The following is a 13344-nucleotide window of genomic DNA, read 5'->3' as shown; positions in this document are numbered from 1 at the left end:
ATGCTGGTCGACCCAAATGCAACTGAGAGACGATGTGGCGAGTGCACCGCCTGCTGCGACGGCTGGCTGAAAATCCGGATCCAGGACCACGACGTCTATCCTGGGCATCCCTGCCCGTTCAGCGGCGCCGGCAAATGCGCGATCTATGACGCGCGCCCGGTCGACCCTTGCCGAAATTTCGTCTGCGGCTGGCTTGCTCCGACAAGTCCGCTGCCCGAGTGGATGCGGCCCGACAGGTCGCATCTGATCTTTCTTCCGGCCAGCTTCACATGGCGGACCATTCCCGTCGATGTCGCGGTCGCCATCGGCGCGCGCCCGAAGGCAAAAGCGCGCGCGTGGCTCGAAGCCTTCAGCCGCGACGCGCGGAGACCTCTGCTGCTGCAGGCGGACGGCGAATGGCAGGCCCATGGTCCGCCCGATTTCCTGCGCGACATGGTCGAGCGCCTCGCCGGCGGCGGCGATCCCTGGCGGTAATCCAAGGCCCCTCGCGGCGCCGGGATCGCGCATAAGCCAGACGCCACGTGGCATTCAACATGCCAAATGCATCGCTTGATCTTGCGTCGCACCTATAATTTGTCAACTTTGCTGTCACATTGCTGGGACAAGGAAATAATTCGTAACTTCAACAAGTTAAAAGAGCCATGAATTTTATTCCCGCATCATGCCTGCGACAATTTGATGCATCGCAATAGTAAAATAGTACCTTTTTTATCACAGACCATCTTTATCTTCGTGATCCACCGCGCATCGATGTATTTGGTATTTGGTATACATTACCGTTTTTCCCCGTTTGCGGCCCTCGGCACCCCGCCGAGGTGGTTTGGCAAACGGGGGGAACATCAGATGAAGAAGGGACTTCTCGCAGGAACCGCGTGCACGGCGATTTGCCTCGCGCTCACGCAACAGCCGATGCGGGCGGCAACACTCGACGACGTGATGGCACGTCTGGATGCACTCGAACGAAACAACGCGAAACTTGCCAAGGAGAACGCGCAGCTACGGGATCGCGTCAATCACATCACGAGCCGGCCGGCGCCGGCCACAGCAACCGCCTCGGCCCCAAAGGGCAACCCCGTGCAGCATGCGGCCGTCGCCCCCTCCCCGGCCCCGGCACCCGAGCACGCAATCGTCAGCATCGGCGGCGCGCCTATCTACAGCAAGGCGCCAGGCAGCAATCCCTTCATCGACAACACCACCGTCACCCTGTACGGGCACGTGGATCTGTCGGGCGACGTCTTCAACGCCGGCGTCTTCGATCAAGGCACCAAGTTCGGAGTCGCGAGCAACCTCTCCTATTTCGGCGTTCGCGCGCGACACAATCTCGCACCTTACGGCTTCCCGGGATGGGCCGCGATCGCGCAATTCGAATCTCTCGTCGAAGTCGCCGCGGTCCCGACCGAGCGCGCCGCGTTTGGTACGCGCGACAGCTTCATCGGCATGGAAACCCCGTGGGGTACCATCAAGGCCGGGAAGTCCGATACGCCTTACAAGAGATCGACTTCAAAATTCGATCCATTCTCGGCGACGCTCGGCGACTACAACTCGATCATGGGCAACACCGGCGGCGATCTGCGCGCCGAGTTCGATTGGCGCGCGGCCCACGCGGTCTGGTACGAGTCGCCGGTCTGGAACGGCTTCCAAGCAACCGTGATGGCGTCACCCGGGCAGAACACCGCTAGGGACAACAGTGACTTCGCGCTTGGCGACTTCAACTGCCCCGCCACGTCCTCGCGCGGCAGCGGCAGCGGCTTCCCGCTGACGTCAGCGCCCGAAGGCTGTACCGACGGCTCCTACGGCAACCTGTACAGCGCGTCGCTGACGTACAACCAGGGCCCGCTCACGGCGATCGCGGCCTATGAGCTGCACGAAGGGACCAACCGCACCGGCGACGAGGCGGTGACACCACTGAGCAATGGTGGCGTGTTGGTCGTTCCACCGGGCGCCGTCGGCATCGCTAACGAGTGGGCCGCCAAGCTCGGTGCCGGATACCGCTTCAACGACGGTATCGGCACGCTGCAGCTCTACGGCATCTACGAGGTAATACGGCGCGAGCACACCGTTGCCGACTTCAACGAGCGGTCACGCGACGGCTATTTCCTGAGCGCGACCCAGACGGTCGGCCACTGGGACGTCAGCGCGTCCTGGGCTCACGCCAATGCGTCGCCCGGCTCGCCAGGGACCGGCGTGTTCAATACCTACACCGTCACTCCGCCGGCGGGCTCGGCTGATTTTGCGCTCAACTCGGTCGACAGCAGCGCCGATCAGTACGCAGCCGGGGTGAAATATCACTTCAGCCCGTTCGCGAGCTGGTACCTCGTCGGCAGCTTCCTGCGCAACGGCCCCGGCGCACACTACTGCCTGGGTGCAAGCGGCCACGGCTACGCCGTCTGCGGACGCGATGCCAACAACAACGTGGTCGCCGGCAACAAGGCCAAGGCGGTCACGACTGGCCTGACGTTCGACTTCTAACTCAAAACAGGACGGGGAGGCTTCACGCCTCCCCGTCGCGCGCGTTCACAATGTGATGGTCTCAGGCTATGCGCCGTTGAGGAATTGCAGCGGATCGACCGGCGACGAGCCCTTGCGGATTTCGAAGTGGAGCTGCGGCGAGCCCACCTCACCCGACTGTCCCGACTTGGCGATTACCTGGCCGCGCTTGATGGTGTCTCCGCGCTTCACCAGCAGCTCGCTCGCATGGGCATAGGCCGTGACGTAGCCGTTCGGGTGGCGGATCAGCACTAGGTTGCCGTAGCCCTTCAACTCGTTGCCCGAATAGGCGACGACGCCGTCCTCGGCAGCCTTTACCGGCGTGCCCTCGGGCACCGCGACGTTGATGCCGTCATTGACCTTGCCGTTGGTCTTGGTGCCGTAAGCGGTGATGACCTTGCCGCGCACCGGCCAGCGGAACGTCGGCAATGCGCCGGTTGCTTCGCTCGATTTGACCGCCGGGGTCTCCGCGGCGGCCGCCGGCTGTTCGACGTTCGCGGTCGGCTGGACCAGCCGCGCGCTTTGCTGCGGCTGCGCGGTCGCAACGACCTTCGGGGCGGTCAGTGCGGGGACCGGAGCCGGCGCTACCGCCGCAACGGCCGGCGCGGCCGCGGCGGTTTTCGCGCCCGGCACCATCAGCTTCATGCCCAGGCTGAGCCTGGCCGACTGGTCGAGATTGTTGGCCCGAGCCAGCTCCACCACCGAGATGTGGTGCTGGCGCGCGATGCTGTGCAGCGTGTCACCGCGATTGACGTAGTAGACGCCGGCGGGAGCAGCCGCCACGGCAACCGGCTTGGTGGCCGGCGCGGCCATCGCGGTCGCGGTCGAGCGCGGGATGATCAGCTGCTGACCGGGCGACAGCGCGCGCGGTCCCTTGTAGCCGTTGGCGCGCAGGATCTCGGCGGTCGAGACATGATAGCGCTTTGCCAGCACCTCCAGCGTGTCGCTGGTGCCGACGATGATGGTGGTGCCGTTGTGCGCAGCCGCGACCGAATGCGGAACGGCGCCGGTGGCTTCGATCTGCGGGCGCGCCGGCGGCGGCGCATAGGACGCGAGCCCGCGCCCTCCTCCGGAGACGCCACTGAACACCGGATAGGACTGCGGCGCCGACACCGGCGGCGGCAATGGCTGCGACTGGTACTGCGGATATTGCGAGTGCGGCCGCGCATATTGCGGCAGCTCGCGCGGCGGCGCCTGCACTGCACCCGTCGGCTGCGGATCGAAGGCGAAGGGATTTTGCGAGTAAGAGCTTTGCGAGAAGCGCGACGACATATCGGCGCTGCAGCCGGCAAAGGCGACGGACATCAGCGCCAGCACCGCGACCTGCGGCGCGCGACGCGAGCGAAGCAACTCAACAACACTCGACATGGTTACTCACTCGTACGCAACTAACGACTGTTTTGAGTAAACACGTGCCGAGTAAATAACGGCTTAACCCTGGGAATAAGATCTTGGCGGCAAGCGGCAATCCGCGATTCTACAGCTCGCGCGCAATCCCAGGCAGCGCCGGCACGAAGCGCACGTCGACCAGTTCCTTGCGGTCGAATCCGGTCTCCGTGCGCACCACGCGGAGCAGGGTCTGGGTGCCGTGATGCGGTCCGACCGGGGCGATCAGGACACCGCTGGGCTCCAGCCGTTCCATCAGCTTGTCCGGGATCTGCTCCATCGCCGCGGTCACGATGATGCGGTCGAAATCGCCGGCGCCGGCCGGCACGTCGAAGCCGTCCCCGAGCAGCACCTCGACGTTGTAATAGCCGAGCTTTTCGAGCCGCTTGCGGGCGCTATCGGCCAGCGTCCGGTAGCGCTCGATGGTCAGCACCTGCCGGCACAGCCGGGACAGGATGGCCGCCTGGTAGCCGGACCCGGTGCCGATTTCGAGCACGCGATGGTCCTTCTTGAGCTGGAGTTGCTCGGTCATGTAGGCGACCACGAAGGGCTGGCTGATGGTCTGCCCGCAGGCGATCGCAAGCGCGCTGTCGCGATAGGCCTCGTCGCGGTCACGCGGCTCGACGAAGTCCTCGCGCGGCACCTCTTCCATGGCCCGCAGCACGGCCAGGTCGCTGATCCCGCGCCGCCGCAGGGTCAGCTGAAACTTCATTTTCTCGGGCGGATCTGGGTTCACGGCCATTACTCGTCAGCATCTGTGGGCAGCAATCCGGGGTATTTCAAACAACTTCATGCCATTGGAATTAGAAATGCCACGTTAAGGAAAAATTTCCTCTCATTGCTGTTCCCGATCCGGAACCATGGCCATTTTCTCATTTGCGAGCGCGGCGACTATCCCCATATGATCAGCAGCGCGATCGAACCTCGAACGCGAAGCGGATCCCGCGGGGCCTGCCGTGGATAAAGCAGGCTATCGGCCCCTCCGAGCTTGCCATGCTGGACAAGGCGGGCTTGGGCGACCGCACGATACGCTGCTGTACGCCGGAAAGGCAGCAATTCCCAAACGTTTGCGTTGCACCTTTTGATGTTATTTGCGAGCTTTGTTCTGGGACGGGCAAGGATTCCATCATGACAGCGACACGGCCGGCGGGCTGTTCAGTTTTCCTCGTAGAGGACGAGGTCATGATCCGGATGATGGTCGCCGACATGCTGGAGGAACTCGGCCATAGCGTCGCGGCCGAAGCCGGCGAAATCGGCGAAGCGGTCAAGCTTGCGCAATCCACCGAATTCGACCTCGCGATCCTCGACGTCAACGTCAACGGCAAGGTAATCACTCCCGTTGCCGAGCTGATCAACGCACGCAACCGCCCCTTTATTTTCGCGACCGGCTATGGGTCCTCGGGCCTGCCTCCGGAATATCGCGACCGCCCGGCGCTGCAGAAACCGTTCCAGCTCGAAACGCTGGCGCAGGTGATCTCCAGCGCGATGAAGGGCGCGCCGGTCTAAGTCTCAGCACAATACGTAGCCCGGATGAAGCGCAGCGCAATCCGGGAAGCCCGGCGAGCGGCGTGCAACACGGATTTCACGGAGCCTGTCATCGGACACGCGTTCGCGCGACCCGTTGGCTTCATCCGGGCCACACGGTACTACTTCAGCGTCGTCGTCAATGTTTCCGAGAACGCCTCGTCGGTGCGGTCGAGCCGCAGCGGCGTCACCGAGACATAGTGCGCGGCAAGCGCGGCGAGATCGGTGCCCTCCGCCGGCGTATCCATCATCGCGGCGCGCTCGAAGCCGATCCAGAAATACGGATTGCCGCGCCCGTCGTGGCGGCGATCGATCTTGAGGAAACCAAGATTGCGCTTGCCCTGCCGGGTAATGCGGATGCCCTTGACCTCGTCGGGCATGCAGGACGGGAAGTTGACGTTGACGACGGTGTTCTTCGGGATCCCCGCTGCGAGCACCTTGCGCACGATATCTGGTCCGAATTTTAGCGCGGTCTCCCATAGCGGCTTATCGCGCGTATCGAGGCTGAATTCCTGCGACAGCGCAAACGACGGCAATCCGAGAATGGTGCCTTCCAGCGCCCCGGCGATGGTTCCGGAATAGACCACATCCTCGGCGACGTTGCGGCCCTTGTTGACGCCGCTGAGCACGAGGTCGGGCAGCTTCTCGCCGAGAATATAGCGCGCGCCCATGATGACGCAGTCGGTCGGCGTGCCGCGCACCGCGAAGTGCCGCGGGCCGACCTCGCGCAGGCGCAGCGGATCGTTGAGCGACAGTGAATGCGAGACGCCTGACTGGTCGAGCTCGGGCGCGACGATCCAGACATCGTCCGACAAAGCCCGCGCGATCTGCTCGACGACCTTCAGGCCGGGAGCGTGGATGCCGTCATCATTGGTGCAGAGAATTCGCATCCGTCAAAGTGCCCTTTGTTCTGATTCGACGCGGTTTTCTTGAGCTGACGCGCCGTCTTAACCGGCTAGGGCCGCGGAGGCAAACCCGGCAAAATCCCGTGCCAGCGGGTCAATCGGGCGCGCCAGGGACGAACGAATCTGGCGCGGCCGGCGATCTTGCGCTTGAACACCGGCCACTCCGGCCTGGGCCGCGCGAAATCCGAGGGGCTAACCTCCAACGTGATGCGTCGCAAGGATGCCGGCTGCGGCAACTCCGGCGCGGCCTGTGCCACCTTCGATGCTTCGGGCTTGGGAGGTTCGTGTCTCGCAGGTTCGAGCTTGGGCGCGACTGCGGCCACATCGACCGGCTTGGCGGCGACCGATTTTGCGACGGGCCCAATCGCAGACATATCGACCGGTGTTGCGACAGGCGCAACCACGGGCTCGTCGACCGGTTTCGCTTCCGTTGGGACCGCTGGCTCTTCGACCGGTCTCGGGGCGGGCGCAACCGCCGCCGACCTCGCCTTCAACCTGGCCAGCAGTTCCTCAAGCGTCGGCCCCGAGGGCAGCTCGGCTTGAGGACGCATCGCAGGCGGCGCTGGCTGCGGCGGCGATGCGGCTGGCGTGGACGGCGGCGTGACGCCGGTGGGCGCCGCATGGGCGAACCGGGCTCGCGCGATCTCGAGCGCCTTGTCGAAGTCCGCGCGATTGATCCAGGCCTTTCCCTGCATCGCCTCGATCACGCCCGCTTCCCACAAGCGGGCGACCTCGATGTCGTAGTAGCCCATCTGCTTCTGATTGATCAGCTGCAGTCCGTGGCCCGTGACGGCCCATTGGCGACCAAGCCAGTGGATGTCACGGTGGAGTGGCATCACACTGGCTCCGCCTTACATGCCGTGCTCGATGACCTTGAGCCCGCCCATATAGGGTCGGAGCACATCGGGCACCGCGATTGAACCGTCCTGCTGCTGATAGGTCTCCATCACGGCGATCAGCGCGCGTCCGACCGCCGTGCCCGAGCCGTTCAGCGTGTGCACGAAGCGCGGCTTGCCGTCAGGGCCGCGATAGCGCGCATCCATGCGGCGCGCCTGGAAATCGCCGCACACCGAGCAGCTCGAGATCTCGCGATAGGCGCCGCCGTCCCCCTGCCCCGGCATCCACACCTCGATGTCGTAGGTTTTCTGCGCCGAGAAGCCCATGTCGCCGGCGCACAGCGTCATCACGCGGTAATGCAGGTCGAGGCGGCGCAGCACCTCCTCCGCGCAGGCCAGCATGCGTTCGAGCTCGTCCTTGCTGGCTTCCGGCGTGGTGATCGAGACCAGCTCGACCTTGGTGAACTGGTGCTGCCGGATCATGCCGCGGGTATCACGGCCTGCCGCGCCGGCCTCCGCGCGGAAGCACGGCGTCAGTGCCGTCAGCCGCATCGGCAACTCTTTCTCGTCGAGGATGGATTCGCGCGCGAGATTGGTCAGCGAGACCTCTGCGGTCGGAATGAGACCGAGGCGCTCGCTGCGCAGATCAGCGCCGGGCGCCGACAGCAACTCACCCTTGATCGCCCAGAACTGGTCGTCCTCGAATTTCGGCAATTGGCCGGTGCCGAACATCACGGCATCGCGCACCAGGAGCGGCGGATTGATCTCGGTATAGCCGTGCTCGCCGGTGTGCAGATCGAGCATGAACTGCCCGATCGCGCGCTCGAGCCGCGCCAGCCCCTTCTTCAGCACGACGAAGCGCGCGCCGGACAGCTTTGCCGCCGCCTCGAAATCCATGTAGCCGAGCGCACCGCCGAGATCGTCATGCGGCTTCGGTGCGAAGCCATAGTCGCGCTTCTTGCCGAACACATGGTGCTGCACGTTGCCGTGCTCGTCGGTGCCGTCGGGCACCTCGTCGAGCGGCAGATTGGGAATCGAGGACAGCTCCTTGGCGAGCTCCTCATCGGCCGTCTTCGCGGCGGCCTCGAGCTCGGGCATCGTGGTCTTGAGCTCGGCAACCTCGGCCATCAGCTTGGCGGCGCGCGCCTCGTCCTTCGCCTTCTTGGCGTCGCCGATCTCCTTCGAGGCCGCATTGCGCCGGGCCTGGGCCTGCTCCGACGCCAGGATCGCGGCACGGCGTTTCTCGTCGATCGCGAGCAGCGACGGCGACAAGGCCTTAAGTCCACGGCGCTTCAGGCCGGCGTCGAAGGCTGTCGGGTTGTCGCGGATCGCTTTGATGTCGTGCATGGTGGTCGGAGTCCTGACGTCTCATTTTCACGGAATGCCGAACGTCAACATTCCATGGAGCGCCACCCACTAGCACACCCGTCATCGCCCGCGAAGGCGGGCGATCCAGTATTCCAGAGACGTCCGGGATCGTTCGAGAGCCTGCGGCGTACTGGATACCCCGCTTTCGCGGGGTATGGACACCGAATGTGTGGCTTAAACCACCCCTATTCGGCCGGATTGGCCGCCGGCGGAGCTCCCGACGACGAAGACGAGGCTGCGGCGGCCGCCGCAGCCTTCTTCTCCACCATCCGTACGGCGATGATGGCGCCCTCGTAGAGCGCAAGCAGAGGGATCGCCAGCGACGACTGGCTCAGCACGTCCGGCGGCGTCAGCACGGCCGCGATGATGAAGGCGACGACAATGAAATAGCGCCGCTTCTCCTTCAGCATCTTCGAGGTGACGATGCCGACGCGCCCCAGCAGCGTCAGGATCACCGGAAGCTGGAAGGCGATGCCGAAGGCGAAGATCAGCGACATCATCAGCGAGAGATATTCGCCGACCTTCGGCAACAGCGCGATCTGCGCGGTCTCCGCTCCGCCAGCCTGCTGCATCCCGAGCGAGAAGCGGATCAGCATCGGCAGCACCACGAAATAGACCAGCATCGCGCCGAGCACGAAGAAGATCGGCGTCGCGATCAAATACGGCAGGAAGGCGTTGCGCTCGTGACGGTAGAGGCCAGGCGCGACGAATTTGTAGATCTGGGTCGCAACGATCGGGAACGAGATGAAGCCGGCGCCGAACAGCGCGAGCTTGAGCTGGGTGATGAAATATTCCAGCAGTGCCGTGTAGATAAACTTTGAATTCTCCGGCCCCGCCACCCACACGAACGGCCACACCAGAACGTTGTAGATCTGCTTGGCGAAGAAGAAGCAGAAGATGAAGGCCACGCCGAAACCCAGCAGCGCCTTGATCAGGCGCGCGCGCAGCTCGATCAGGTGATCCATCAAGGGGGCCTTGCTGGCCTCGATGTCTTCGGCACTCATGACGCTTTGGCGTCCTTTAAGAGGTCGGGTTTCGCCGCCGCCACGTCCTGCGGCACCGGTTGCGTCTGCACCTCGTTGGTGATCGCAAGCGGCTCACTGGTCGCGGCGTGCGTCTCGGCCTCGACAAAGGTCTCCGGCGTCGGCGCGGCCGGCGTTGTCGGCGTCACCGGCGCATCGCTCGTCGATGTCGCCGGCGCATCGATCGCGGACGCCACCTGCGCATCCACAGGCTTGTCGATCTGCAGGGCGTCGCTGACGTCCTTTTGCAGCGAGGTCATGATGTTGCCGCTGGTGAGCCCGGTCGCGGCTTCCCTGACCTCGTCAAAACTCTTCTTGAGGTCGGCCATTTCGGCCTCGCGCATGGCTTCCTGGAATTGACCCTGGAATTCGGCCGCCATCCTGCGGGCCTTGCCCATCCATTGCCCGACCATGCGCAGCACGCCCGGCAGTTCCTTCGGGCCGATGGCGATCAGCGCGACAACCGCGATGACGACCAGTTCACTCCACCCGATATCGAACATGAATTCTTCCGCCTAAGCGCGCCGCTACGGCCTCATCCACCCTAACAGGATTTGGGCCTGCCGGCGCCTGTTCTCAACCGGCGTCCATAGCGCGTTAGAGCGACGGCGTCACCGCCTCGCGCAAATAAAAACGTCGAAATATGCGTCAGTCCAAGGGCCTTAGACGGCCTTGCTGCCGACATCCGAGCGCGCGGCCGACGGCGCGGCATCGTGATCGATGGCCTTGGTGGGCTCCGGCTTGTCTGCAACCTTGTCGTCGTCCTGCATGCCCTTCTTGAAGGCCTTGATACCCTGAGCGACGTCACCCATCAGGTCCGAAATCTTGCCGCGTCCGAACAGCAGCAGGACCACTGCGATCACGAGGATCCAGTGCCAAATGCTAAGCGAACCCATCCTGCAACCCTCCAGAAATGGCCGGCGAGCCGGCCTGAGCTTTGCCGGAAGGTAGGCCCGCGCGGTGTCAAAAACAAGGACCTCAGCCGCGGCAAATCGCTGTCGCGGCTACGTAATATTGCTAGGCTTAACCGGGAATATTTCGGGCTATTCGCCCTTCTCCTCGGCGCCGTCGTCATCGCCTGCATCGCTGGCGCGAGAGTCCGGTTCGTCGGCGTCAGGTTCGACTGCTTCCGGTTGCGCGGCAACTTCAGCTTCGACTTCGGTTTCGGCCTCGGCTGTCGCTTCAAGCTCTGCTGTCGCTTCGGTCTCGGCCTTCGATTCCGCCGCTTCCGGCTCGGCGGCAGGCGCAAGCAGCAGTTCCAGCGTGTCGCCGGGCTCGAGCGGCTCCTCATCCTCGCGCAGCGCAGCATCGTCCGAGGGCGATGGAACACTGAAGCCGGTCGGCAGGCGAGAGTCGAGCAGACCCGTGCCCTTGAGCTCTTCGAGCCCCGGCAGGTCGCCCAGCGCTTCCAGGCTGAACTGCGACAAGAACCCGTCGGTGGTTCCGAAGGTCAGCGGACGGCCCGGCGTCTTGCGGCGGCCGCGCGGGCGAATCCACCCGGTCTCCAGCAGCACGTCGATGGTTCCCTTCGACGTGACCACGCCGCGGATCTCTTCGATCTCGGCGCGCGTCACCGGCTGGTGATAGGCGATGATCGCGAGCACCTCGATCGCGGCGCGCGACAGCTTGCGGGTCTCGGTGCTCTCCCGCGTCATTAGCCACGACAGATCGCCCGCAGTGCGGAACGTCCACTTGTTGGCGACGCGAACCAGATTGACGCCGCGCGGAGCATATTCCGCCTGCAGCTGCGCGAGCGCCGCCTTGACGTCGACGCCGTCAGGCATCCGCTTTGCCAGCGTCGCCTGATCGATCGGCTCGCTCGATGCAAACAGCAGGGCTTCCAGGAGCCGCAATTCTTCGGGACGCGCGATCGGATCCACAGGAGCAACCTCCTCCTCGACCTCTTCTATGCGCCGTTCTGCCAGGCTTGCCATGGCATGCTCTCCTTCTTCCACTTACTCGACCGACAGGTCCGGGGCCGCCATTGCGGCTTGCGGTGGACGCTTTCGGAAATAGATCGGCGCGAACGCCTGCTTCTGATTGATCTCCATCTCGCCTTCGCGAACCAGTTCGAGGGCCGCGGCGAAGCTCGACGCGAAGACCGTTGCTCGCTGCGTGGGATCGGCGACGTAGTTCATCAGATACTCGTCGAGACAGCTCCAGTCCTCGGCGATGCCGACGAGCCGCTCCAGCGAGGCACGCGCTTCCGCGAGCGACCACACGGTGCGCTTGGCCAGATGCACCGACGTCAGCACGCGCGACTGACGCTGCGTGGCATAGGCCGACAAGAGATCGTAGAGCGTCGCGGTGAACTTCGGATGCTTGATCTCCGCGATCGATTCCGGATTGCCGCGCGGAAAGATATCGCGCTGGAACTGCGGCCGGTTCATGAGCCGGTTGGCCGCCTCGCGGATCGCCTCCAGCCGGCGCAGCCGGTTGGCGAGCGCGGTCGCCATCTCCTCGGCGCTCGGCCCTTCGGCGCTCGGCGGCTCCGGCAGCAGCAGCCGCGACTTCAGGAACGCAAGCCAGGCCGCCATGACCAGATAGTCGGCCGCGAGCTCGAGCCGGATCTTGCGGGCCGCCTCGATGAACGAGAGGTACTGATCGGCGAGCGCGAGGATCGAGATCTTCGCGAGGTCGACCTTCTGCTGGCGGGCGAGCGTCAGCAACAGGTCGAGCGGGCCCTCATAGCCCTCGACGTCGACCACCAGCGCCGGCTCACCTTCCGCCACGTCGGCCGGCCGCCCCGTCTCAAACGATAGAATTTCAGCGGTCATGCCGTCCCTATCCGATTCAACAACGCGTCCAGTTCCGCCCATGCCGATCGCCTGTCAAACAGCTCCGGCGGCTTCCGTGCAGCCAGCGCCCGGTTGGCGCGCTCAAGTGCCTTGCCGGTCAGTTCCGGCGTCTCGCGTGCAACCTCGCGCATTTCGTCGATGTTGCCGTTGCAGTGCAGGACCATGTCGCAACCGGCGCTGACGATGGCCCGGGTCCTTTCCCCGATCGAGCCGGCCAGCGCATTCATCGACACGTCATCACTCATCAACAAACCCTGGAACCCGATCAGGCCGCGAATCACCTGTTCGATGATTGTCGCAGAAGTCGTCGCCGGATGGGCGGGGTCGAGCGCGCTAAACACAACATGTGCGGTCATGGCCATCGGCAAGTCCGCAAGCGGCTGGAACGCAGCGAAATCGGTCCGTTCCAGCTCGGATTTCGCGGTATCGACGGTCGGAAGCCGGAAATGGCTGTCCGCCGTGGCCCTGCCGTGACCCGGGATATGCTTGAGAACCGGCAGGACGCCGCCCTGTTCCAGTCCTTCGGTGACGGCACGGGCGATGGCGGCGACCTTTCCCGGTTCGGTTCCATAGGCGCGGTTGCCGATCACGGCATCCGCTCCGGCAACCGGCACGTCCGCCAAGGGCAGGCAGTCGATGGTAATTCCAAGGTCGGCCAGATCGGCCGCGATCAGGCGCGAACTGAGCCGGGCTGCCGCCAGCCCCAATTTCGGGTCGACGTCGTAGAGCGCGCCGAAGCTTGCACCGGGCGGATAGGCCCGCCAATTCGGTGGACCGAGCCGCTGCACCCGTCCGCCCTCCTGATCGATCAGGACCGGCGCATCGGCCGCGCCGACGGCTTCTCTAAGTTCCTCAACAAGAGCGGAGACTTGCGCGGGAGTCTCGATATTGTGCTTGAACAGGATGAAGCCCCATGGCCGCTCGGCGCGAATGAATTCGCGCTCGGCGTCATTGAGGACCGGTCCAGAGGTACCTGTGATGAATGCACGGTTCGCCATGCGGCCGATTAGGCCGCATG

The 13344-nt window shown here is 64.4% G+C and carries 13 protein-coding genes and 1 pseudogene; 3 read left to right on the top strand and 11 right to left on the bottom strand.

Going from position 1 to position 13344, the window contains the following annotated elements; genetic code table 11:
• Both MTX19_RS18990 and MTX19_RS18985 read left to right on the top strand, forming a co-directional pair.
• Positions 1-474 carry a hypothetical protein gene (locus tag MTX19_RS18990; protein ID WP_280978802.1) on the top strand — a complete coding sequence of 158 codons (474 nt, stop codon included), beginning with the start codon at positions 1-3 and terminating at the stop codon, positions 472-474.
• Between the two features lie 369 nt (positions 475-843).
• Positions 844-2469, top strand: coding sequence for a porin (locus MTX19_RS18985; RefSeq protein ID WP_280986105.1), 1626 nt, complete (start codon positions 844-846; stop codon positions 2467-2469).
• Positions 2470-2535: 66 nt separating this feature from the next.
• On the opposite strand, the gene MTX19_RS18980 is transcribed toward MTX19_RS18985, so the two are convergent.
• Positions 2536-3855, bottom strand: a complete 1320-nt coding sequence (locus MTX19_RS18980; protein WP_280978800.1) for a peptidoglycan DD-metalloendopeptidase family protein — start codon at positions 3853-3855, stop codon at positions 2536-2538.
• A 109-nt stretch (positions 3856-3964) separates the two neighbouring features.
• Entirely contained in the window at positions 3965-4615 is a 651-nt protein-coding gene (locus MTX19_RS18975) for a protein-L-isoaspartate(D-aspartate) O-methyltransferase (protein ID WP_280978799.1), read from the bottom strand.
• Between the two features lie 386 nt (positions 4616-5001).
• Between MTX19_RS18975 and MTX19_RS18970 the strand changes: the two genes are divergently transcribed.
• Positions 5002-5379 carry a response regulator gene (locus MTX19_RS18970; RefSeq protein WP_280977878.1) on the top strand — a complete coding sequence of 126 codons (378 nt, stop codon included), beginning with the start codon at positions 5002-5004 and terminating at the stop codon, positions 5377-5379.
• A 140-nt stretch (positions 5380-5519) separates the two neighbouring features.
• Here MTX19_RS18970 and surE read toward each other — a convergent pair whose 3' ends face one another.
• The 9 genes and pseudogenes from surE to nagZ form a co-directional block, all read right to left on the bottom strand.
• Positions 5520-6287, bottom strand: a complete 768-nt coding sequence (gene surE / locus MTX19_RS18965; RefSeq protein WP_280978798.1) for a 5'/3'-nucleotidase SurE — start codon at positions 6285-6287, stop codon at positions 5520-5522.
• A gap of 65 nt (positions 6288-6352) precedes the next feature.
• The gene (locus tag MTX19_RS18960; RefSeq protein WP_280978797.1) at positions 6353-7138 is read right to left on the bottom strand and encodes a hypothetical protein; all 786 of its coding nucleotides are present in this window, start codon (positions 7136-7138) and stop codon (positions 6353-6355) included.
• A 15-nt stretch (positions 7139-7153) separates the two neighbouring features.
• A complete protein-coding gene (gene serS / locus MTX19_RS18955; RefSeq protein ID WP_280978796.1) occupies positions 7154-8485 on the bottom strand; it encodes a serine--tRNA ligase in 1332 nt (443 codons plus the stop codon).
• A 206-nt stretch (positions 8486-8691) separates the two neighbouring features.
• Positions 8692-9510: a twin-arginine translocase subunit TatC gene (tatC, locus tag MTX19_RS18950; RefSeq protein WP_280977874.1), complete on the bottom strand. Its 819-nt coding sequence runs from the start codon at positions 9508-9510 to the stop codon at positions 8692-8694.
• Positions 9507-10031, bottom strand: a complete 525-nt coding sequence (gene tatB / locus MTX19_RS18945) for a Sec-independent protein translocase protein TatB (protein ID WP_280978795.1) — start codon at positions 10029-10031, stop codon at positions 9507-9509. The genes tatC and tatB overlap by 4 nt, the downstream gene beginning before the upstream one ends.
• A gap of 159 nt (positions 10032-10190) precedes the next feature.
• A complete protein-coding gene (locus MTX19_RS18940; RefSeq protein ID WP_280978794.1) occupies positions 10191-10424 on the bottom strand; it encodes a twin-arginine translocase TatA/TatE family subunit in 234 nt (77 codons plus the stop codon).
• A 282-nt stretch (positions 10425-10706) separates the two neighbouring features.
• Positions 10707-11462, bottom strand: a pseudogene (gene scpB / locus MTX19_RS18935) (SMC-Scp complex subunit ScpB); the annotation flags it as partial.
• Positions 11463-11483: 21 nt separating this feature from the next.
• Positions 11484-12305 (bottom strand): ScpA family protein, encoded by an 822-nt coding sequence (locus MTX19_RS18930; protein ID WP_280977871.1) that lies wholly within the window; start codon positions 12303-12305, stop codon positions 11484-11486.
• Complete coding sequence (gene nagZ / locus MTX19_RS18925; protein ID WP_280986104.1) at positions 12302-13324, bottom strand: beta-N-acetylhexosaminidase; 1023 nt, start codon at positions 13322-13324, stop codon at positions 12302-12304. The genes MTX19_RS18930 and nagZ overlap by 4 nt, the downstream gene beginning before the upstream one ends.
• Positions 13325-13344: the final 20 nt, after the last annotated feature.

The sequence above is a fragment of the Bradyrhizobium sp. ISRA464 genome, from assembly GCF_029910095.1.
Lineage (GTDB): Bacteria > Pseudomonadota > Alphaproteobacteria > Rhizobiales > Xanthobacteraceae > Bradyrhizobium.
The sequence above is the reverse complement of the archived record's forward strand: the minus strand, read 5'-3'. Positions and strand labels throughout refer to the sequence as shown.